Below are 22,106 nucleotides of genomic sequence, written 5' to 3' on the forward strand. Positions count from 1 at the left end.
GCGGTGAGCGGTCCTGTTCGAACCGCTCGCGCGTTTCATCCCTCGATATTCGCCATGACGTCGACACGTCTAGCCACCGCGCGTCTCACCGAGCGCGCGTGCCACGAAGGCGATGCCCATGCCGCGCTCGCGCTGCTCGATCAAAGCATCGTGCTGCGGCATCGGCGCATTGCGCTGATCCGCTATCTCCTCGCGCAGCAACTCGGTGCGCCGTTGCAGCCGCGTCATCATGAATACGTCGAACGAATCGCCGCACGGTTGAGCGCGGAGGCGCTGGCGCGCATTGCAGGCGCCGCGCGGGCGCGTCTGCGGGCCTGAGTCTCGCGATCCGCACGTATGGAGCGGCGCACCCGTTCCATGCCGATGACGTATTTCTTCTATGTGGCCGATTTATGTCGGCTTCTACTGAAAACACTCAGGAGTACCCACGCGGCAAGCGCCGCATCCACCAGGGGATGACATGTCCACCGCCTATCCGCCGCGCGCGAGCGCAGCCGCCCGACTCGAACGACTGCCGTTCTCCGGTTATCACCGGACCGTTTTCATCATCATCGCCATCGCGTTCTTTTTCGATTCCGTCGATCTCGGCACGATGACTTTCGTGCTCGGTTCGATCAAGACGGAATTCGGCTTATCGACCGCGACTGCGGGGCTGGTGGCCAGCGCGAGTTTCTTCGGCATGGTGATCGGCGCGGCAATTGCCGGCTTGCTGGCGGATCGCTTCGGCCGCCGGCCTGTCTTTCAGTGGAGCATGGTGTTGTGGGGGCTCGCGTCGTATCTGTGCTCGACTGCGCAGAGCGTGGAAGCGTTGATCTTTTATCGCGTGCTGCTCGGCTTCGGGATGGGCATGGAGTTTCCCATCGCGCAGACGTTGTTGTCGGAGTTCGTGCCGGCTGCGTCGCGCGGCCGTCTGATCGCGCTAATGGACGGTTTCTGGCCGCTCGGCTTCATTACTGCGGGCGTGGTGTCGTACTTCGTCTTGCCGACCTTCGGCTGGCGCACCGAGTTTGCGCTGCTCGCGATTCCCGCTGTATTCGTGTTGATCGTGCGTCGCGTCGTGCCGGAGTCGCCGCGTTGGCTCGAACATCGCGGACGTCTCGGTGAAGCGGACAAGATTCTCGCCGAGGTCGAAGTGAAGGTGATGAAAGCGGCCGGGCTGAGCCAGTTGCGCGCGCCTGTCATGCTCGCAGAACCGCCGGCCGCCAAGGGCACGGGGGCGTTCCGCGAGATCTGGAGCATGGCTTACCGGCGTCGCACGATTATGGTGTGGACGCTGTGGTTCTTTGCGCTGCTCGGTTTCTATGGGCTGACGTCGTGGCTCGGCGCGTTGATGCAGCAGGCAGGCTTTGCGGTGACGAAGTCGGTGCTGTACACAGTGCTGATTTCTCTCGGTGGAATTCCCGGGTTTATTTGCGCTGCGTGGCTGGTCGAACGTTGGGGCCGTAAACCGACTTGCATCGCGTCGCTCGCGGGCAGTGCGGTGATGGCTTACGTGTATGGACAAACCGCGCTGCATGCTCAGACGCCGACCTTGTTGATCTGCGCCGGGCTGGCCATGCAGTTCTTCCTGTTCGCGATGTGGGCGGTGCTGTACACCTACACGCCGGAACTGTACGGGACCGGCGCGCGCGCGACGGGGTCGGGCTTCGCGTCGGCGATCGGCCGTGTGGGTTCGCTGATCGGACCTTACGTGGTGGGCGTGGTGTTGCCGATGTTCGGCCAAGGTGGCGTGTTCTCGCTCGGCGCGATGTGTTTTGTGATCGCAGCGGCGGCGGTGTGGATTTTGGGCATCGAGACGCGCGGGTTGGCGCTCGAGACGCTGGTGTCGGAGGCGGTTGAGACGGATGCGCGGGGGGTGTTGAGTCCGGCGCGGGAGTGAGCGCGTGACTCAGGGTGCAGTCCATTGAACTGCACCCTTGGTCGTTCAATTCTGAACACGCATATTAAACGGCTCCCCAGGCACCCAAGCCCACGTCGCCAACACTTTCGCGCCCGCCGGTCCGGCGCTCGTCACGTGAACGACATTTGCCGGCATCCGGTAACTCTCGCCGGCGTGAACGACTTGCGCCGGTCTGCCCTCGATCTGGACCGTGACTTCACCTTCGAGCACATAGGCGAGCTCCGGCCCGGTCGCCTTGTGCTTCGGCTTGGCGGCATTCGGTGGAAATTCGGCGATGCCCATGCCCATTTCGCGATCGGTTCCCGGAACGGGGACGCGTTGAAGCACCACGGTCTCTTTGGCGTCGGGCGCCTTTTCGCCTGCATTGGCCGAAGGCAGATTGATGACGACCGCAGCGATCAGCGGCACGCAACGGAACCTGTTCATGATCGAGTCGCCCCTATCAGTGCGCGGCCTCAGTAAGCGCCGTCAGAATCTTATAAGCAGCAGCCACCCGATCCTCATTCGGGAAGTTCTTGTTGGCCAGCATCACAATGCCCAACTGCTTCTCGGGCACGAAAGCCACATACGCGCCGAACCCATTGGTCGAACCGGTCTTGTTGATCCAGACGTTTGAACGAGGCGCGAGCGGCGGCTTGATTTCTACTGCGGGCATCGCGTTCAAGACCATCGCCGATGAATTGCCCGCCAGCAATGTCTTCAGCGCGACCGGATACGCGTATTGCTCCCAGATCAGATCCTGGGTCAGCACACCTGCCTTGAAGTAGCCGGTGTGCGTGTCCGTGATCGCGCGTTGCAACTTTGCATCGAGTGGGAGCAGATTCATGTTGGCCTGCATGAAGCGCGTCATGTCGGCGGCGGTGGATTTGACACCATAGGCTTCGTCCGACAGCACGCCGGGCGCCATGCGGATCGGCCCACCGTCTTTCTTGTAGCCTTGCGCGTAGTCCGGCATCCGTGCTGTCGGGACATCGATATAACTGTTCTTCAACCCCAGCGCGGGAAACATGCGCTGTTCCATCAACGCCGTGAAATCCTGCCCCATGCTCTTTGCGGTGATCAGTCCGAGCGTGCCGATGCCCGGATTGGCGTAAGTCCGGCAGGTGCCTGGCGCGCAACTGGGCTGCCATGCCTTGAAATACTGCATGAGTTCGTCGTCGTTATGGATTTCGTCCGGCACCTGCAACGGCAGCCCGCCGGGCGTATGCGTGCCCAGATCGACCAGCTTCACGTTGCCGAACCGGCTGCCCTGAAGCACGGGCAAATATTTGCTCGTCGGATCCGACAGGGCAAGATCGCCGCTGACCTGCGCATACGAAGCGAGCGTCGCCGTGAAGGTCTTGCTGATCGAGCCGAGTTCGAACAGCGTGTCGCGCGTTACTGGCTTGCCGGTTTCCGTCGACGCGACGCCGTAGTTGTACACATAAGGCTTGCCCTCGACGATGACACCAACCGCCATGCCATGAATGCCGTCTTTCGCCATGAGCGGCTGGATCGCCGCGTCGACCGTACGTTTGATGCTGTCTTGCGTGGCATCGGCTGCGTGGCTCATGGGAGCGGCCAACGCAAAGGCCACGGTTACCGTGAGGCAGAGGGCTTTAAACTTCATCTCTCGCGTTTCCTTGAATGTCTGTCGGCAGAGGCGCTCCAAAAGATTCTTTGAAACGCCTTGAGGCCGCACTATCCGGCTTTTGCCAGACACTGACAATCGACGATAAGTTGCGCGAGGGTAAAGAAAATCTTATGCGCGAACAAAGGCGTTAGGTCAAACCGTCGCGCTCTCCCGTTTTCTCGACGCCACGCCATTCGCCACGAAGTAGGGCGTGTCCACCCGCGCGAGCGGTTCGCGTCCACGAATCCGGTCGGCGATCTTCTCGGCCAGCATGATGGTCGGCGCGTTCAGATTGCCAGTCGTGATGCGCGGCATGATCGACGCATCCACCACGCGCAGCGCTTCCATGCCGTGCACACGGCCCTCGTTATCGACCACGGCCATGTCGTCATAGCCCATCTTGCACGAACACGACGGATGAAACGCCGTCTCCGCCCGCATGCGCACGAACGTGTCGAGCTGTTCATCGGTAGTCAGTTCGGCGCCCGGATTCAGTTCGCGGCCGCGATAGCGGTCGAGCGCCGGTTGCCGCATGATCTCGCGCGTGATGCGGATGCCGTCGCGGAACTCGCGCCAGTCGAGCGGGTCGGCCATGTAGTTGAACAGGATGCTCGGATGCGCGTTCGGATCGCGCGACGTGAGCTTCACGCGGCCACGGCTCGGCGAGCGCATCGAACCGACGTGCGCCTGAAAGCCGTGCATCTTGATGGCGTTCGAACCGTTGTAGTTGATCGCGACCGGCAGGAAGTGATACTGAATGTTCGGCCACAGATCGTCGTCGCGTGTGCGGATGAAGCCGCCGGCTTCGAACTGATTGCTCGCGCCGATGCCCGTACCCTTGAGCATCCATTCGAGTCCAATAGCCGGTTGATTCCACCACTGCAACGCCGGGTAAAGCGAAACGGGCTCCTTGCACTTGTACTGGATGTACATCTCCAGATGGTCCTGCAAGTTTTCGCCGACACCAGGCAGATCGTGGACGAGCGGCACGTCGAGTTCGCGCAGCCATGTCGAGCGACCCACGCCCGAGCGCTGCAACAACTGCGGCGACGCAATCGCGCCGCTGCACACCAGCACCTCGCGACGCGCCTGCGCGTTCACCGCATTGCCATGATGCAGATACGCGACGCCGACCGCGCGCTTGCCCGAGAACAGCACGCGATCCGTCACGGCATGCGTGACGATGGTGAGATTCGGCCGCGCCTTCGCACGATCCAGATAACCGCGCGCCGTGCTGGCGCGCCGGCCGTTCGCCGTGACCGTGCGATCCATCGGGCCGAAGCCTTCCTGCTGATAGCCGTTCAGATCGTCGGTGCGCGGAAAGCCGGCCTGCACGCCGGCTTCGACCATCGCGGCGAAGAGCGGATTGTTGCCGGGCTTGCTTGTGGTCACGTGCACAGGACCGTCGCCGCCGTGGTACGCGTTCGCACCGGCATCGCGCGTTTCGGCCTTGCGGAAATACGGCAGGCAATCCAGATAGGTCCAGTTTTCCAGGCCGGCGTGCGTGGCCCAGCCGTCGTAATCGAGCGCATTGCCGCGGATATAGCACATGCCGTTGATCAGCGACGATCCGCCGAGCCCCTTGCCGCGCCCGCATTCCATGCGCCGGTTGTTCATATGCGGCTCGGGGTCCGTTTCGTACGCCCAGTTGTAGCGGCGTCCTTGCAGCGGAAAGGCGAGCGCGGCAGGCATTTGCGTGCGGAAGTCGAAGCGGTAGTCGGGGCCGCCCGCTTCGAGCAGCAGCACGGTCACGTCCGCGTCTTCGGTCAGGCGCGAGGCGAGCACGTTGCCCGCCGAACCCGCGCCCACGATGATGTAGTCATATTCGTTCGCAGCCATCGCGCCTCTCCTTAGAACACCGGTTGATATGGGCCGAGTTCGACCTGCACCGACTTGATGCGCGTGTAGTGTTCGAGCGTGGTGATGCCGTTTTCGCGGCCTACGCCTGACTGCTTGTAGCCGCCCACCGGCATTTCCGCGGGCGACTCGCCCCATGTATTGATCCAGCAGATACCCGCTTCCAGCCGATGAATCACGCGGTGCGCGCGCGCCAGATTCTCCGTGACGACACCCGCGGCAAGACCATAAGCAGTGTGGTTCGCGCGCGCGATGGCTTCGTCTTCGTCGTCGAAAACGAGAATGCTCATTACCGGCCCGAAGATTTCTTCGCGGACGATGCGCATGTCGTCATGACAGTCGGCGAACACGGTCGGCTCGACGTACTGGCCATTGGCGAAATGGCCCTCGGTGAGACGCTTGCCGCCTGCCACGAGCCGCGCGCCTTCCTGCTTGCCACTTTCAATGTAGCCCAACACCTTGTGCAATTGCGCGGCGCTCACCAGCGGGCCGAAGTTGGTGGCGGCGTCGGTGGGCGCGCCCACGCGAATGCGCTTGACGCGTTCCAGCACCAGGGCCTCGAAACGTTCGAGCACGCCGCGTTGCACGAACACGCGCGTGCCGTTGGTGCACACCTGCCCGGAGCTGAAGAAGTTGGCGCTCATGGCGATGTCGGCGGCGCGTTCCAGGTTTGCATCGTCGAACACGAGCAGGGGCGACTTGCCGCCGAGTTCCATCGTCACTTCTTTGAGCGACGACGCGCCCGCCATCGACATCACCTTCTTGCCCGTTTCCACGCCGCCGGTGAACGAAATTTTCTCGATGTCCGGATGCGCGGCGAGCATCGCGCCGACGCGTCCGTCGCCTTGCACGACATTGAACACGCCTGCGGGCACGCCGGCTTCGGTATAGATCTCGGCGAGTTTCAGCGCCGACAGTGGCGTGATCTCGCTCGGCTTGAAGATCATTGCGTTGCCGGCCGCGAGCGCGGGCGCCGACTTCCAGCACGCGATCTGGATCGGGTAATTCCATGCACCGATGCCCGCGCAAACGCCGAGCGGTTCGCGCCGCGTATAGACGAACGACGTGGGCCGCAGCGGAATCTGCTGTCCCTCGATTGCAGTGGCGAGCCCCGCATAGTATTCGATCACGTCCGCGCCGGTGACGATATCTACCGTGAGGGTTTCAGCAATCGGCTTGCCGGTGTCGCGCGTTTCGAGCGCGGCGAGTTCGTCGTTGCGCTCGCGCAGAAGCTCGACGGCGCGGCGCAGAATGCGCGAACGCTGCATGGCTGTGAGCGCGGCCCATTCGCGTTGGCCTTGCTGCGCGGATCGTACCGCGCGATCGACGTCGGCCGCCGAGGCCTGCTGCACGCTCGCGAGCGTTTCGCCGGTGGCGGGGTCGAGCGTGTCGAAGGTTTCGCCGCTGGTGGCGTCGACATAGCCTCCGCCGATATAGAGACGTTGCGTTGCGAATACCGCCATGACTTGCTCCTTTCTGAAGATGTCGCCGCTCTGGCCGTGTGCTTACTCGCGCGATGCGAGGACCAGATCGATATAGTCGTTGGCCACGCGCAGCGCGGCTTTGGTGTCGAACGGTTCGCCCGAGAGCGCGCCGCGCAGCCACAGGCCGTCGATCAACGCGGCGAGGCCGCTCGCCGCACGGCGCGCCGCGGCACGCGGCATGGCTTTGGAAAAATCCGCGCACAGATTCGAGTTCAGGCGGCGCGTGTTCACGTACTGCAGCCGCCGCAATGGCGGCTTGTGCATGCTCTCGGACCAGAACGCGAGCCAGGTTTTCATGACCGGGCCGCTGGTCTGCTCGGCGTCGAAATTCGCGGCGACCACTGCGCGCAGTTTGGAGCGCGGGTCGGACTTCGCCGCGCGGCGCCGGCGCGCCGTGGCCTGCCATAAGTCGCGCAGCACGTGACGCATGGTGGCTTCGAGCAAGCCGTCCTTGTCGCCGAAATAGTGGCTGACGATCCCGGTGGAAATGCTCGCGCGTTGCGCCACCGAAGCCAGCGTGGCGCCCGCGAGACCGGTCTGGTCGATCGTGTGGAGCGTGGCGTCGATCAACTGCGCGCGGCGGATTTCGCGCATTCCGAGTTTGGGCATGGTGCGGGCGCTATAGCTGGCGTTGGCTCCGGGCGGACTGCCGAAGACGAAAGCGGCCCGTTCAACTGGATTCGAACGGCCATGGTAGGTTTTTTATATTGAACGGTCAATCAATAAAAAGTCGGGTGCATCAGGATAGGCAAGGGCTGCGCCCGTCGTGTCGGTTCCGGCCAAACCCATGTCGCGTTCGGCACATGCGCCTGGTTCACTGGGCGCTACGCTCGTTGAACGGCGTGCTCTTTAATGAACCGGGCGAACCGGGCGCGCCGCTCACAAGACATGGAGACAGACAATGAGCAGCAATCGCGGCGTCGTGTATCTAGGGCAGGGCAAGGTGGAAGTGCAGTCGATCGACTTTCCGAAGATGGTCGATCCACGTGGCCGGTCGATCGGTCACGGCGTGATCCTGAAGGTGGTGAGCACCAATATTTGCGGCTCGGATCAGCACATGGTGCGCGGCCGCACGACCGCCGAAGTCGGCCTCGTGCTCGGCCATGAGATTACCGGCGAGGTGATCGAGGTGGGCCGGGACGTGGAAACGCTGAAGGTCGGCGATCTCGTTTCGGTGCCGTTCAACGTGGCCTGCGGACGCTGTCCGACCTGCAAGGCGCAACATACCGGCGTGTGCCTGAACGTGAATCCGTCGCGCGCGGGTGGCGCTTATGGTTACGTGGACATGGGCGGCTGGATCGGCGGCCAGGCCGAATACGTACTGGTGCCGTACGCCGACTTCAATCTGCTGAAATTCCCCGACCATGCGCAGGCGATGGCGAAAATCCGCGACCTCACGTGTCTCTCCGACATTTTGCCGACCGGTTATCACGGCGCGGTGATGGCAGGCGTGAAGCCCGGCGCCACCGTGTATATCGCGGGCGCGGGCCCGGTGGGCATGGCGGCTGCCGCTTCGGCGCGCTTGCTGGGCGCGGCCTGCACGATCGTCGGCGACATGAACGAGGAGCGTCTCGCGCACGCGCGCAAGATGGGCTTCCAGACCATCGATCTGTCGAAGGATGCCACGCTCGGCGAGCAGATCGAGCAGATTCTCGGCAAGCCCGAAGTGGATTGCGCGGTCGACTGCGTCGGCTTCGAAGCGCACGGCCACGGCAGCAGCGGTTCGCACGAGGAAGCGCCGGCCACCGTGCTCAACTCGCTGATGGAAATCACGCGGGCCGCGGGCGCGATCGGCATTCCGGGCCTATACGTCACGGACGATCCGGGCGCCGCCGATGCCGCCGCGCGCAAAGGCAGCCTGAGCATCCGCTTCGGTCTGGGCTGGGCCAAGTCGCACTCGTTCCATACCGGACAGACGCCGGTGATGAAGTACAACCACAATCTCATGCAGGCGATCTTGTGGGACCGCTTGCCGATTGCGGATATCGTCAACGTGACCGTGGTGTCGCTCGACCAGGCGCCTGATGGTTATCGCCAGTTCGATGGCGGCGCGCCGAAGAAGTTCGTGATCGATCCGCACGGGTTGTTGAAGGCGGCTTGATCGCGGAATGAAGTGGCGGCGGGACTGCATGCGCAGTCTCGCGATGCGCTGCGCTGCGCTGCGCTGCGCCGTCGTCGCGCGGAGATGTGAATAGTCGAAACCGCTGATCCACAAGAAAAAACGCGTTGAACGGAAAACCGCTCAACGCGTTTATTTTTTGCCGCCGGGCATTCCAGCCGTCAGGCGATCAATCGCCTCAGGCTGCCAGCACCGGCACCGCGGCGAGCGACGGCGCCTGCTTGCGTCGTTCACGCGTCGGCGCCGTGCCGAACGCGTCGCGATAGCTCTTCGAGAAGTGGCAAGCCGACTGGAACCCGCATGCCATCGTGATGTGCATGATCGACATATCCGTTTGCAGCAGCAACTCGCGCGCGCGCCGCAAGCGCAGCGTCAGGTAGTAATGCGTCGGCGTCATGCCCAGATGTTCGCGGAACAAACGCTGCAATTGGCGTTGCGACATGCCGGCGAGCCGCGCGAGTTCTTCGCGCGAGAGCGGCTCTTCGATATTGTTCTCCATCAGCGAGATCACTTCGAAGAGCGACTTGTTGGCCGAGCCGAGCCGCGCCACCAGCGGCATTTTCTGTTGCGCGCTGGTATCGCGCACATGTTCGACGATGAACTGCTCGGCGATCTGCGTGACGCGTGCCGTACCGACGCGCGGCGCAATCAGGTTCAGCATCATGTCGAGCGGCGCGACGCCGCCCGTGCACGTCACCCGATCGCGATCCACCACGAAGAGTTCTTTCAGAAAGCGCGTGTCGGGAAACTCTTCCTTGAGCGCCGACATGTTCTCCCAATGAATCGCACACGCATAACCGGCCAGCAAACCGGCGCGCGCCAGCGCATACGTGCCGGTGCACAGGCTGCCGAGCACGCAACCCAGCCGGGCGAAGCGGCGCAATGCAGAAAGATGGGCCGGCGTGGTGGCGCGCTGCACGTCGATGCCGCCGACCACGAACACGATATCCGGCTGGCCGACGCATTCAACGGGTCCCGTATCGACCGATAAACCATTGCTGGCCATCACCGGGCCGCCCTCGGGACTCACGATCGACCAGCGGTAAAGCGTTTGGCCGGTCAGGTAGTTCGCCATGCGCAGGACTTCGATCGCGTTGGTAAACGCAATCATGGTGAAGTTGGGAACCGGCATGAATGCGAAATGCGACAACGATGCCGTGCGGTCGGTGGACATGGGAGGAATGATTCCTTCGAATCTGTAATGTCACGTCGCCGTGGGGAGCAGCGACTTGTTCAATTTTGAGGACTAGGGCAACTACCGTGCCATCAGGCTAAACCCTCGGTTGGGCCGTCTTCGACTCGGATAGCTAAACAATTAGCACCAAACCGGCGCCGTAGCGGTCGGCTCGCGCACCTCAAGCGCGCACGGCGTTCGCGTGCAGTGCAACATGACGGCACGTTCAGCACGCTCGTTCGGCAAATGGAGAAAGCGCGTCAGGGCCGACTTGTGAAAAAAGGACGCGTATGGCGGAAAAGGCAAAGAACGCGTCTGAATTCATAAATTGACAAGCGAGGCAAGCGTCAAGAATAGACGCAATGCACACCGGTAGTAGCAGGGGCGAAGCAAAGCCCAGATGCGGCTTCCGGCCTTCCGTCAACGACTCCACGGACCTTCCATGTCGAACCCGAATCCTTTCTTCGAAGCAACGCTCGCCACGCGCGATACGGCGGTGCGCGGCGCTATTCTGAAAGAGCTCGAGCGCCAGCAGTCGCAAGTCGAACTGATCGCGTCGGAAAACATCGTGTCGCGCGCAGTGCTCGAAGCGCAAGGCTCGGTGCTGACCAATAAGTATGCGGAAGGCTATCCGGGAAAGCGTTACTACGGCGGTTGCGAATACGCCGACGTGGTCGAAACGCTGGCGCTCGATCGCATCAAGCAACTCTTCAACGCGAAATTCGCCAACGTGCAGCCGCATTCCGGCGCGCAGGCGAACGGCGCGGTGATGCTCGCGCTGGTGAAGCCGGGCGACACCGTGCTCGGCATGTCGCTCGACGCGGGCGGCCATCTCACGCACGGCGCCAAGCCGGCCATGTCGGGCAAGTGGTTCAACGCGGTGCAGTACGGCGTGAATCGCGACACGATGCTGATCGATTACGAGCAGATCGAGGAACTAGCGCAGCAGCATAAACCCGCGCTGTTGATCGCGGGCTTCTCGGCTTATCCGCGAGCGCTGGATTTTGCACGGCTGCGCGCGATCGCCGACAGCGTCGGCGCCAAGTTGATGGTGGATATGGCGCACATCGCCGGAATCATCGCGGCGGGTCGCCATCAGAACCCGGTGGAATACGCACACGTGGTCACGTCGACCACGCACAAGACACTGCGCGGCCCGCGCGGCGGCTTTGTGTTGACGAATGACGAAGACATCGCGAAGAAGATCAACTCCGCCGTATTTCCTGGCTTGCAGGGCGGCCCGCTGATGCATGTGATCGCCGGCAAGGCCGTTGCGTTCGGCGAGGCGCTGGAACCGGGCTTCAAGACGTATATCGACAGCGTGCTCGCCAATGCGCAGGCGCTCGGCGAAGTGCTCAAAGCAGGCGGCGTCGACCTGGTCACGGGCGGCACGGACAACCATCTGCTGCTGGTCGATCTGCGGCCGAAGGGCCTCAAAGGCAATCAGGTCGAGCAGGCCCTGGAACGCGCGGGCATCACCTGCAACAAGAACGGCATTCCCTTCGATACCGAGAAGCCGACGGTCACTTCGGGCATTCGCCTGGGCACACCCGCGGGCACCACGCGCGGCTTCGGCGTGAGCGAGTTCCGCGAAATCGGCCGGCTGATCGTCGAAGTGCTCGACGCGCTGCGCGATCATCCCGAAGGCCATGCCGCCACCGAACAACGCGTGCGCCGCGAGATTTTCGCGCTGTGCGAACGCTTTCCCATCTACTGAGTACGCCTGGAGCAAACGATGAGCACATTGCACGACAACAGCATCATCATCGACGGTCTGAACATTTCGAAGTTCGAGCGCTCGGTGTTCGAGGACATGCGCAAGGGCGGCGTGACCGCGGTGAATTGCACCGTCTCGGTCTGGGAAAGCTTCCAGAAGACCGTCGACAACATCGCCGAAATGAAGCAGCAGATTCGCGAGTACGGTGAGATTCTCACGTTGGTGCGGACCACGGACGACATCTTCCGCGCGAAGAAAGAGAACAAGACGGGCATCATTTTCGGTTTCCAGAACGCGCACGCTTTCGAGGACAACCTCGGCTATATCGAGGCGTTCAAGGACCTCGGCGTGAACGTGGTGCAGCTTTGCTACAACACGCAGAACCTCGTGGGCACCGGTTGCTATGAGCGCGACGGCGGTCTGTCGGGCTATGGCCGAGAAGTGATCCAGGAGATGAACCGCGTCGGCATCATGGTCGATCTCTCGCACGTGGGCGGCAAGACTTCTTCTGAGGCGATCGCGGCGTCGAACAAGCCGGTGTGCTACTCGCACTGCTGCCCTTCGGGGCTGAAAGAGCATCCGCGCAACAAGAGCGACGAGCAACTGAAAGAGATCGCGGACGCGGGCGGTTTCGTCGGCGTGACGATGTTCGCGCCGTTCCTCAAGCGCGGCGCGGACGCGACCGTCGAAGACTATATCGAAGCGATCGAGTACGTGGTGAATCTGATCGGTGAAGATCAGGTCGGCATCGGCACCGATTTCACGCAAGGCTATAGCACCGAGTTCTTCGACTGGATCACGCACGACAAGGGCCGTTATCGTCAGTTGACGAACTTCGGCAAGGTGGTGAATCCGGAAGGCATCCGCACGATCGGCGAGTTTCCGAACCTGACGGCCGCAATGGAGCGCGCCGGCTGGAGTGAAACGCGCATCAAGAAGATCATGGGCGAAAACTGGGTGCGGGTGTTCGGCGAAGTCTGGAAGGTTTGATCTTCCAGCGCTGATGAAACCTCACTCGCACACATAAAAAACGGAGCCTCCACATGCAACCCCAACTGCCTATCGACGTCGATGCGAACACCGGCGTCTGGACCACCGACGCGCTGCCCATGCTGTACGTGCCGCGCCATTTCTTCACCAACAACCACACCGCCGTGGAAGAAGCGCTCGGCCTCGATACGTATGCCGAGATTCTGTACAAAGCCGGCTACAAGTCGGCGTATTTCTGGTGCGACAAGGAAGCGAAGCAGCACGGCCTCGCCGGCATGGCGGTTTTCGAGCACTACCTGAAGCGTCTTTCGCAGCGCGGCTGGGGCATCTTCACGATCACCGAAGCCGACCCGGCGAGCTCGCACGCGCGCATCGAATTGCACCACTCGTCGTTTGTGCTGGCGCAGCCGGGCAAGGTCGGCAAGCTCTGCTATATGTTCGCCGGCTGGTTCGCGGGCGCGATGGACTGGGTCAACGATACCGCGCCAGACGCTTCGCGCAAGGGCCCGCCGTCGCATTCGAGAGAAGCGCAATGCGCGGCCGAGCATCACGACCACTGCGTGTTCGAAGTATCGCCGCTGGCTTCCTGACCGCGCACGACACAGCGCAAAAAAGCACTCCATTCCGAGGTCGATCGCGATGCGTTACCCGAACCTTTTCAAGCCTCTCACGTTGAACAAGCTGACCTTGCGCAACCGCATCGTCAGTACCGCGCACGCGGAGGTCTATGCGGAACCGGGCGGCTTGCCCGGCGACCGTTATATCCGTTACTACGAAGAGAAGGCCAAGGGCGGCGTCGGCCTCGCGGTATGCGGCGGCTCGAGTCCGGTGTCGATCGACAGCCCGCAAGGCTGGTGGAAGTCGGTGAATCTGTCGACCGACAAGATCATCGACCCGCTCGCGCGGCTCGCCGAAGCGATGCATACGCACGGTGCGAAAATCATGATTCAGGCCACGCACATGGGACGCCGCTCGGCGTTTCACGGCGAGCATTGGCCGCATCTGATGTCGCCGTCCGGCGTGCGTGAGCCGGTGCATCGCGGCAACGCGAAGATCATCGAAGTCGAGGAAATCCGCCGCATCATCAGCGATTTCGCGGCGGCTGCGAAGCGCGTGAAAGACGCAGGCATGGACGGCGTGGAAATCTCGGCGGCGCACCAGCATCTGATCGACCAGTTCTGGAGCCCGCGCACCAACTTCCGCACCGACGAATGGGGCGGCTCGCTCGAAAACCGCCTGCGTTTCGGCACGGAAGTATTGAAGGCCGTGCGTGAAGCAGTCGGCGCGGACTTCTGCATTGGCTTGCGCATGTGCGGCGACGAGTTCCATGAAGACGGCCTCGATCACGAACAACTGAAGGAAATCGCCCAGGCGATGAGTGAGACAGGCCTGATCGATTACCTCGGTGTGATCGGCTCGGGTGCGGACACGCATAACACGCTGGCCAACTGCATGCCGCCGATGGCGCTGCCGCCCGAACCGTTCGTGCATCTCGCGGCCGGCATCAAGTCGGTGGTGAAGCTGCCCGTCATGCACGCGCAAAGCATTCGCGACGCGGGCCAGGCCGAACGCCTGCTCGCCAGCGGCATGGTCGATCTGGTCGGCATGACGCGCGCGCAGATCGCGGATCCGCATATGGTCATCAAGATCCGCGATGGCCGCGAGGACGAAATCAAGCAGTGCGTCGGCGCGAATTATTGCATCGACCGCCAGTACAACGGGCTCGACGTGTTGTGCGTGCAGAACGCCGCGACCTCGCGTGAAGAAACGATGCCGCACGTGATCGCCAAAACGCGCGGGCCGAAGCGCAAGGTCGTCGTGGTCGGCGCGGGTCCGGCGGGGCTCGAAGCGGCGCGCGTGGCAAAGTCGCGCGGTCATGACGTGGTGCTGTTCGAGAAGAACGACTACGTGGGCGGCCAGATCATGCTGGCCGCGAAAGCGCCGCAACGCGAACAGATGGCGGGTATCGTGCGCTGGTTCGACATGGAAACGAAGCGTCTCGGCGTGGACCGGCGCCTCGGTGTCGCCGCCGACGAGAAAACCATCATGGCCGAGAAGCCGGACATCGTCGTGCTCGCCACGGGCGGCTCGTCGTTCACGTCGCAAGTGGCGGCGTGGGGCGTCGACGAAGGCCTCGCCGTGAGTTCGTGGGATGTGCTCTCGGGCAAGGTCGAGCCGGGCAAGAATGTGCTGGTGTACGACGGCGTCAGCACGCATGCCGGCGCCGGCGTGGCCGATTTCATGTCGAGCCGGGGTTCGAACGTCGAGATCGTGACGCCCGACGTGAAGGTCGCCGACGACGTAGGCGGCACCACGTTCCCGATTTTCTATCGCCGGCTCTACGCGCAAGGCGTGATCCACACGCCGAACTACTGGCTCGACAAGGTCTACGAGGAAGACGGCAAGAAAATCGCCGTGATCCGCAACGAGTACACCGAGGAGCAGGAAGAGCGCGCGGTCGATCAGGTGGTGATCGAAAACGGCAGCACGCCGAACGACGAGTTGTACTGGAAGCTCAAGCCGGAGTCGGTCAATCGCGGTCAGGTTGATGTGCATAAGCTGTTCGCCTCCGAGCCGCAGCCGTCTTTGAGCGAAGAACTCGGCAACGGCCGCTTCCTGCTGTTCCGTGTCGGCGACTGCATTTCCATGCACAACATTCACGGCGCGATCTACGACGCGCTGCGCCTTTGCAAGGATTTCTGACGATGAGCCCCGTGTTTGTCATCACCGTCCTGCTGTGGTTGTCGGTGGCTGGTCTGGCGTTCGCGCTCGTCAAACGCGCCGCGTATTGGCGCGAAGGCCGCGCGACGGCGGCGGGCGCGTACGGCTGGACCAATCTGCTGTCGATTCCCAAGCGCTACTTCGTGGATCTGCATCACGTGGTGGCACGCGACCCGTACATCGCCAAAACGCATGTGGCGACCGCGGGCGGCGCGATTCTCGCGATGGCGCTGGTGTTCGTCAATTATGGGCTGGCGATCTATTCGCCGTGGCTCGACAAGCTGATCTTCCTCGCGGCGCTCGTGATGCTGGTCGGCGCGGTGTTCGTCTGGCGTCGCCGTCATGGCGCGAAGGCGGTGCCGGCCAGGCTCTCGCGCGGACCTTGGGATCATTTGCCGTTGTTGCTCGGGTCGTTCGCACTCGGTCTCGTGCTCTTCATCGCGCTGCCTGCCGGTGCGATGTCCGGCGCGCTGGCGATCATCGTCGCCCTGCTGATCGCGGCCGGCGCGTTCGCGATGACGTTCGGCGCGGCGCGCGGCGGGCCAATGAAGCATGCGCTCGCCGGTCTGCTGCACCTTGCGTTTCATCCGCGCCAGGAGCGTTTTGCCGAGCGCAATGACAACGACGTGGTGCCGCCGACCGCATTGAAAGCGCCGCTGCTCGACGCGAAAGAATACGGTGTCGGCAAGCCGGTCGAGTTTCGCTGGAACCAGTTGCTCAGTTTCGATGCGTGCGTGCAGTGCGGCAAGTGCGAAGCAGCCTGTCCCGCGTTTGCCGCCGGTCAGCCGCTCAATCCGAAGAAGCTGATTCAGGACCTGGTCACGGGCATGGTGGGCGGCACGGACGCGGAATACGCGGGCAGTCCCACGCCGGGCATTCCGGTCGGCAAGCATGCCGGCGCGCCCGACAAGCCGCTCATCTCGACGATGATCGAAGCGGACACGCTGTGGTCCTGCACGACCTGCCGCGCTTGCGTGCAGGAGTGCCCGATGCTGATCGAACACGTCGACGCGATCGTCGATATGCGCCGCAATCAGACGCTGGTGGAAGGCAGCGTGCCGGGCAAAGGCCCGATCACGCTCGCCAATCTGCGCGAGACGGGCAGCTCGAACGGCTACGACATCGGCGCGCGCTACGACTGGGCCGTCGATCTGCAGGTGCAGGTCGCGCAGCCGGGACGTCCGGTGGACGTGCTGCTGATTGCCGGCGAAGGCGCGTTCGACATGCGCTATCAACGCACGCTGCGCGCTTTGGTCAAAGTACTGAATCGCGCGGGCATCGACTACGCGGTGCTGGGCGGCGTGGAAACCGATACCGGCGACACGGCCCGGCGGCTCGGCGATGAAGCCACCTTCCAGCAACTCGCGCTGAAGCTGATCGGCACGCTCTCGCAGTACTCGTTCCGCAAGATAGTCACCGCCGATCCGCACGTGCTGCATAGCCTGCGCAACGAGTATCGCGCGCTCGGCGGTTTCTACGAAGTGCAGCATCACACGGCGCTGATCGAGCAACTGGTCGCGAGCGGCAAGCTGACGCCGCGCGCGGTCGCCGCCTTCGCGGACCGCAAGATCACGTATCACGACCCGTGCTATCTGGGCCGCTATAACGGTGAGACCGAAGCGCCGCGCAAGCTGTTGAAGACCATCGGCATCAAGGTCGTGGAAATGGAGCGTAACGGTATGCGCGGACGCTGTTGCGGCGGTGGCGGCGGCGCGCCCTTGACCGACATCCCGGGCAAGCGGCGTATCCCGGATATCCGTATCGACGACGCGAAAACCGTCGGCGCGGAGATCGTCGCGGTGGGCTGTCCGAATTGCACGGCGATGCTGGAAGGCGTGGTCGGCCCGCGTCCGGAAGTGCTGGACGTCGCCGAACTGGTTGCAGCGGCGTTGGAGTAACGCGATGAACACTCTCAAACGAATCGATCCGCGCCGTCCGTTCACGATCACGGCAGACGGACTCAAACGCATCACGCTCGGCGCAATTGGTGCGGCCGGACCAATGGAAACGGCCACGCACGGCGGCGGCGCCTTGCACCGCGAACAGGCCAAACCGCGCCGCACCACGGCGGCGCCGCAGCGCGTGATACTCGTGGCCGCGCATGCGGACCGCGGCGCATTGGACGATCACGCGCGCCAGACATTGGCCGCAGCGGCCTTGATAGCCGACGCCGCGACCGAAGTCGTGCTGCTGGTATTCGGCGAGTTCAGCGGCGATGCCGCCACGCTCGGCGCCGACAAACTGATCGAGTTGCCGATGTTCGATCGCCGCAAGTTTGCGCCGCTGGACGAATTGAACGCGCTGGCTGCGTGCGTCGCGGCCCACGCGCCGGTGCACATTTTTCTGCCTGACAACGCAACCGGCGACGGCGATCTCGGCCGCCGTTACGCCGCCGCCGCGAATGCAAGCGTCGCGGCGCATGTCGTCGAGATCGATGCCGCGCATGTGGCGAGCTATGTTCAGGCGAATACAGCGTTCGCGGCGCGTGCCTTGCCTGAAGTGGTATTGCTCGCGGCCAATGCGGTGGATCCGAAGTTGCCGTTCGTCGGTGCGGGCGAACGGGTGATGTGGCGTTTCGACGGAGAACCCGCTTCGCAGCAAGTCCAAGGCGCCGTACGCGATCTCGGCATCGAGGAAATCGACGCCGCGCAACTCGCGCTCGAAGAAGCCGACTTTATCGTCTCGGCCGGCAACGGCGTGAGCGACGTGCCGGCGTTCGAGCGCCTCGCGAACACGCTCGGCGCAGCAATAGGCGCGAGCCGCGTCGCCGTGGACGACGGCAAGTTCACGCGCGACAAGCAGATCGGCGCGACCGGCAAGACCGTCGAAGCGAGCGTGTATATCGCCTTCGGCATTTCCGGCGCAGTGCAGCATCTGCAAGGTATCAAGGATTGCCGGCATGTGATCGCGGTGAACCTCGACGCCAGCGCGCCGATCGCCAAACGCGCGAATCTCACGGTGATCGCGGACGCACAGGAAACCATCGCGGCGCTCAACGAAGCGGCGGCCGCGGCGCGCACGGCACGCGGAACCGGTGCAGCGCTGCTGAATTCAACGGCTGTCGCCGAAGGAGCGCTCGCATGAAGATCGCCGTCCTCGTTTCCGTGGGCCGTCATCCGGTGAGCGGCACCGCGCGCTACAGCCGCAACGACGCCGCAGCGCTGACTCTCGCGCTCTCGCTTGCCAGAACGCACAACGCAACGCTCGACGTGTTGCATGCGGGCGATCCGGCTAACCCTGCGTTGAAGGAGTATCTTGCGCTCGGAGCACGCTCGGTCGAAGTACTTGAAATCGCCTCAACGCCTGAATTGCAAGCCGACGCAGCGGCACCGCTGGCCGCCCGTCTGCGTGGCTACGACCTCGTTCTGACGGGCACGCGTGCTGAAGGCGCATTCGACAGCGGCATGCTGCCGTATCGCATCGCCGGCGCGCTGGAAATGCCGCTGGTCGGTGCCGCCGTCGACATCACGCTGCGCGACGGTTGCGCGGAAGTCCGTCAATTCATGCCGAAGGGTCTGCGCCGTCGCGTGGAAGTGCGGCTGCCCACGCTGATCGCTGTGCATCCGCTCGCCAACGCCGCGCCGACGTACGCCTATGCGCGCTTGCGCCAAGGCACGATCCGCCCGGTCGCGACGCCCGCCGCCGCCAACCCCGACGAGCTCGCCTGGACCGTGCGCCCGGCAGCCGCCAAACCGGTGCGGCTCGCCGCGGCCGAAAAGCGCTCCGGCCACGCTCGCATGCTCTCGGCCACGACGACCGAAAGCCGTGGCGGCAGCGTCGTAATTGAAGGAAGTTCTGTCGAAAAAGCACAAGTGATTCTGGCGTATTTGCGCGAGCATCAACTCGTGGATTACTGATTTCCGGTTCGGGCCAGCACGCGACCAGGAGGGCCTGGTGCGGCGCCAGACGTGACATGCAACGGAGCACACAATGAAAGTTTCGGCAGACGTTCGCGCAATGATCGAACGCCGCAAAAAGAATTACACACTGGAAGCGCCGTTCTACACGAGCGAGGCGATTTTCGCGCTCGATATGGAGGCGATCTTCCGTCAGCACTGGATCCAGGTCGCGGTGGAGCCGGACGTGCCGGAACCGGGCGATTACATCACGGTGGAGATCGGCAACGATTCGATCCTGATCGTACGCGACGACGACATGCAGGTGAGGGCGTTTCACAACGTGTGCCGCCATCGCGGCGCCCGCTTGTGCAATACCGACAAAGGCTCGCTCGGCAATATCGTCTGCCCGTATCACAGCTGGACCTACAACCTGAACGGCGATCTGATGTTCGCCGAACACATGGGCGATCAGTTCGACCGCTGCAAGCATAGCCTGAAGGCCGTGCATGTCGAGAATCTGGCGGGCCTCATTTTCATTTGCCTCGCCGACAATCCGCCGGCCGACTTTGGCGTGATGCGCGCCGCGATGGAACCGTATCTGCAGCCGCACGATCTGGCCAGCTGCAAGATCGCGGCCTCGATCGACATTATCGAAGACGGCAACTGGAAGCTCACGATGGAGAACAATCGCGAGTGCTATCACTGCGTCGCGAACCATCCCGAGCTGACCATTTCGCTCTACGAATACGGTTTCGGTTATCAACGCACGCCGGCCAACGAAGAGGGCATGGCCGCGTTCGAAGAGACCGTGGCGCGCCGTACCGCGCAATGGGAAGCGATGAAGCTGCCGTCGGCGGAAATCGAACGGCTCGCCGATCTGGTCACGGGTTTCCGCACGCAACGCCTGCCGCTCGATCGCGACGGCGAATCGCAGACGCTAGACGCGAAAGTGGCGTCGAAGAAACTGCTCGGCGGCTTCGAGCAGGCCGACCTCGGCGGACTGTCGTTCTGGACGCAGCCGAATTCGTGGCATCACTTCATGAGCGATCACATCGTCAGCTTCTCGGTGATTCCGCTCTCGGCGGGTAAGACGCTGGTGCGCACCAAGTGGCTCGTCCACAAGGACGCGCGCGAAGGTATCGATTACGACGTGAACAACCTCACGGCCGTGTGGCGCGCCACCAATGACCAGGATCGCGCGCTCGTCGAGTACTCGCAGCGCGGCGCGACCAGCAGCGCGTATGAGCCGGGTCCGTATTCGCCGTTCACGGAAGGGCTCGTGGAAAAGTTCTGCGAGTGGTACATCGCGCGCATGGCGGATTACAGCAATGCGCCCCAAACCCATGACGCCGGCGATACTGCGCAGGCTTCGCATGGCGAAAAAGTTGTGTCCTTCATGCGCTGAGCGCGACGCTGCAACCAGGAGTCGGAGAAAACAATGATGCGCGATCAGGCGACGTTTCAACTGAGCCCCGAACCGGCTCCAGATCACGCTGCGAGCCGCGTCACGCAGCCGCGGTTCTGGGAGACGTTGCCGCCACGCTGGAATAGCGATACCGACGACACGCTGGTGTGCTGCCAGGTTCGCCAGGAAACGCACGACGTGAAGAGCTTTTTCTTTCGTGCGCCTTCCGGGCGGGCGTTCGTGTTCGAGCCGGGGCAGTTTATTACGCTGGAACTGGAGATCGACGGTGAATCGATCAATCGTTGCTATACGATTTCGTCGCCGCCCACGCGTCCTCACACGATCTCGATCACGGTGAAGCGCGTGCCGGGTGGCAAAGTGTCGAACTGGCTGCACGACAATCTGCATGCGGGCGCCGAGGTCCGTGTGCTGGGGCCGTCGGGCGAATTCACCTGCGCGCGGCATCCGGCGCGCAAGTTCCTGTTTCTGTCGGCCGGTTCGGGGATCACGCCGCTGATGTCGATGAGCCGCGCGCATCACGAACTCGGTGAAGACAGCGACATCGTGTTCGTGCACAGCGCCCGCACGCCGGACGACATCATCTTCGCGCGCGAGCTCGATCTGATCGCGTCGAATCAGGCCCATTTCCGTACGGCGTTCGTTTGCGAGCGAGTTGGCGCGCGCACGAACTGGCCCGGCGTGACTGGCTTTCTGACCTTGCCGTTGCTCAAGCTCATCGCGCCGGATTATCTGGAACGCGAGATTTTCACCTGCGGCCCCGCGCCGTATATGCAAGCCGTGCGCAATCTGCTGGACGAAGGCGGCTTCGACCGCAGCCACTATCACGAAGAAAGTTTTTCCTTCGAGACGGTCAGCGAAGTGGCCGCGCAATTGACCACCGCGCATGTCGCGGATGCATTGCAGAGCGTTGGCGCGCCCGTCACTGCGGACAGCTTCGTCGAGGCGCGCGAGGAGGCGCCGGGATTCGCGCCCGCACCGCTTTCCATCGAAACAGAAATCCGCTTCAAGGTGAGTTTCGCCAAAAGCAATCGCGAGATCGAATGCGGCAGCGGCCAGCACGTGCTCGACGCGGCGAAGAAAGCGGGCGTGCGGTTGCCGGCGTCGTGTACACAGGGCATGTGCGGCACCTGCAAGGTCAAGCTGGTGTCGGGGGAAGTCGCGATGAAACACGCCGGCGGGATTCGCCAGCGTGAGATCGATCAGGGCATGGTGCTGCTGTGCTGCAGCAAGCCGTTGAGCGATCTTGTCGTGGATAAGTAAGACGAGA

The 22,106-nt window shown here is 63.0% G+C and carries 18 protein-coding genes; 12 read left to right on the forward strand and 6 right to left on the reverse strand.

What is annotated here, in order from left to right; translation table 11 throughout:
- The first annotated feature begins 54 nt into the window (after window positions 1–54).
- Both B0G75_RS18040 and B0G75_RS18045 read left to right on the forward strand, forming a co-directional pair.
- Entirely contained in the window at window positions 55–318 is a 264-nt protein-coding gene (locus B0G75_RS18040; protein ID WP_106308169.1) for a hypothetical protein, read from the forward strand.
- 142 nt (window positions 319–460) lie between these two features.
- Window positions 461–1,879, forward strand: a complete 1,419-nt coding sequence (locus B0G75_RS18045; protein ID WP_106308172.1) for an MFS transporter — start codon at window positions 461–463, stop codon at window positions 1,877–1,879.
- 45 nt (window positions 1,880–1,924) lie between these two features.
- Here B0G75_RS18045 and B0G75_RS18050 read toward each other — a convergent pair whose 3' ends face one another.
- From B0G75_RS18050 to betI, 5 genes are all read right to left on the reverse strand, one after another.
- Window positions 1,925–2,308: a cupin domain-containing protein gene (locus B0G75_RS18050; protein WP_258194544.1), complete on the reverse strand. Its 384-nt coding sequence runs from the start codon at window positions 2,306–2,308 to the stop codon at window positions 1,925–1,927.
- 34 nt (window positions 2,309–2,342) lie between these two features.
- Window positions 2,343–3,509: a class C beta-lactamase gene (ampC, locus tag B0G75_RS18055; protein ID WP_106308178.1), complete on the reverse strand. Its 1,167-nt coding sequence runs from the start codon at window positions 3,507–3,509 to the stop codon at window positions 2,343–2,345.
- Window positions 3,510–3,665: 156 nt separating this feature from the next.
- On the reverse strand, window positions 3,666–5,351 hold the full coding sequence (gene betA, locus B0G75_RS18060; RefSeq protein WP_106308181.1) for a choline dehydrogenase: 1,686 nt from the start codon (window positions 5,349–5,351) through the stop codon (window positions 3,666–3,668).
- A gap of 11 nt (window positions 5,352–5,362) precedes the next feature.
- Complete coding sequence (gene betB / locus B0G75_RS18065) at window positions 5,363–6,832, reverse strand: betaine-aldehyde dehydrogenase (protein ID WP_106308184.1); 1,470 nt, start codon at window positions 6,830–6,832, stop codon at window positions 5,363–5,365.
- A gap of 42 nt (window positions 6,833–6,874) precedes the next feature.
- Window positions 6,875–7,462 carry a transcriptional regulator BetI gene (gene betI / locus B0G75_RS18070; RefSeq protein ID WP_106308187.1) on the reverse strand — a complete coding sequence of 196 codons (588 nt, stop codon included), beginning with the start codon at window positions 7,460–7,462 and terminating at the stop codon, window positions 6,875–6,877.
- A gap of 292 nt (window positions 7,463–7,754) precedes the next feature.
- On the opposite strand from betI, the gene fdhA reads away from it, so the two are divergent.
- Entirely contained in the window at window positions 7,755–8,954 is a 1,200-nt protein-coding gene (fdhA, locus tag B0G75_RS18075; RefSeq protein WP_106308190.1) for a formaldehyde dehydrogenase, glutathione-independent, read from the forward strand.
- A gap of 196 nt (window positions 8,955–9,150) precedes the next feature.
- Here the strand turns inward: fdhA and B0G75_RS18080 are convergent, their stop codons facing one another.
- Window positions 9,151–10,146, reverse strand: a complete 996-nt coding sequence (locus tag B0G75_RS18080) for a GlxA family transcriptional regulator (RefSeq protein ID WP_106308193.1) — start codon at window positions 10,144–10,146, stop codon at window positions 9,151–9,153.
- A 442-nt stretch (window positions 10,147–10,588) separates the two neighbouring features.
- On the opposite strand from B0G75_RS18080, the gene B0G75_RS18085 reads away from it, so the two are divergent.
- The 9 genes from B0G75_RS18085 to B0G75_RS18125 all read left to right on the forward strand — a co-directional run bounded on the left by B0G75_RS18085 (window position 10,589) and on the right by B0G75_RS18125 (window position 22,099).
- Window positions 10,589–11,863 (forward strand): serine hydroxymethyltransferase, encoded by a 1,275-nt coding sequence (locus B0G75_RS18085; protein WP_106308196.1) that lies wholly within the window; start codon window positions 10,589–10,591, stop codon window positions 11,861–11,863.
- 18 nt (window positions 11,864–11,881) lie between these two features.
- Window positions 11,882–12,853, forward strand: coding sequence for a dipeptidase (locus B0G75_RS18090; RefSeq protein WP_012426939.1), 972 nt, complete (start codon window positions 11,882–11,884; stop codon window positions 12,851–12,853).
- A 53-nt stretch (window positions 12,854–12,906) separates the two neighbouring features.
- A complete protein-coding gene (locus tag B0G75_RS18095) occupies window positions 12,907–13,443 on the forward strand; it encodes a DUF5943 domain-containing protein (RefSeq protein WP_106308199.1) in 537 nt (178 codons plus the stop codon).
- Window positions 13,444–13,492: 49 nt separating this feature from the next.
- Complete coding sequence (locus tag B0G75_RS18100; RefSeq protein ID WP_106308202.1) at window positions 13,493–15,556, forward strand: NADH:flavin oxidoreductase; 2,064 nt, start codon at window positions 13,493–13,495, stop codon at window positions 15,554–15,556.
- 2 nt (window positions 15,557–15,558) lie between these two features.
- Complete coding sequence (locus B0G75_RS18105) at window positions 15,559–17,472, forward strand: (Fe-S)-binding protein (RefSeq protein WP_106308205.1); 1,914 nt, start codon at window positions 15,559–15,561, stop codon at window positions 17,470–17,472.
- Between the two features lie 4 nt (window positions 17,473–17,476).
- Complete coding sequence (locus tag B0G75_RS18110) at window positions 17,477–18,658, forward strand: electron transfer flavoprotein subunit alpha/FixB family protein (RefSeq protein ID WP_106308208.1); 1,182 nt, start codon at window positions 17,477–17,479, stop codon at window positions 18,656–18,658.
- Window positions 18,655–19,431 carry a drug:proton antiporter gene (locus tag B0G75_RS18115; protein ID WP_106308211.1) on the forward strand — a complete coding sequence of 259 codons (777 nt, stop codon included), beginning with the start codon at window positions 18,655–18,657 and terminating at the stop codon, window positions 19,429–19,431. Before B0G75_RS18110 ends, B0G75_RS18115 begins: the two co-directional genes overlap by 4 nt.
- Window positions 19,432–19,504: 73 nt before the next feature.
- Window positions 19,505–20,818, forward strand: coding sequence for an SRPBCC family protein (locus tag B0G75_RS18120; RefSeq protein WP_106308214.1), 1,314 nt, complete (start codon window positions 19,505–19,507; stop codon window positions 20,816–20,818).
- A gap of 33 nt (window positions 20,819–20,851) precedes the next feature.
- Complete coding sequence (locus B0G75_RS18125) at window positions 20,852–22,099, forward strand: hybrid-cluster NAD(P)-dependent oxidoreductase (protein WP_106308217.1); 1,248 nt, start codon at window positions 20,852–20,854, stop codon at window positions 22,097–22,099.
- Window positions 22,100–22,106: the final 7 nt, after the last annotated feature.

Source organism: Paraburkholderia sp. BL18I3N2, from assembly GCF_003001875.1.
Lineage (GTDB): Bacteria > Pseudomonadota > Gammaproteobacteria > Burkholderiales > Burkholderiaceae > Paraburkholderia > Paraburkholderia phytofirmans.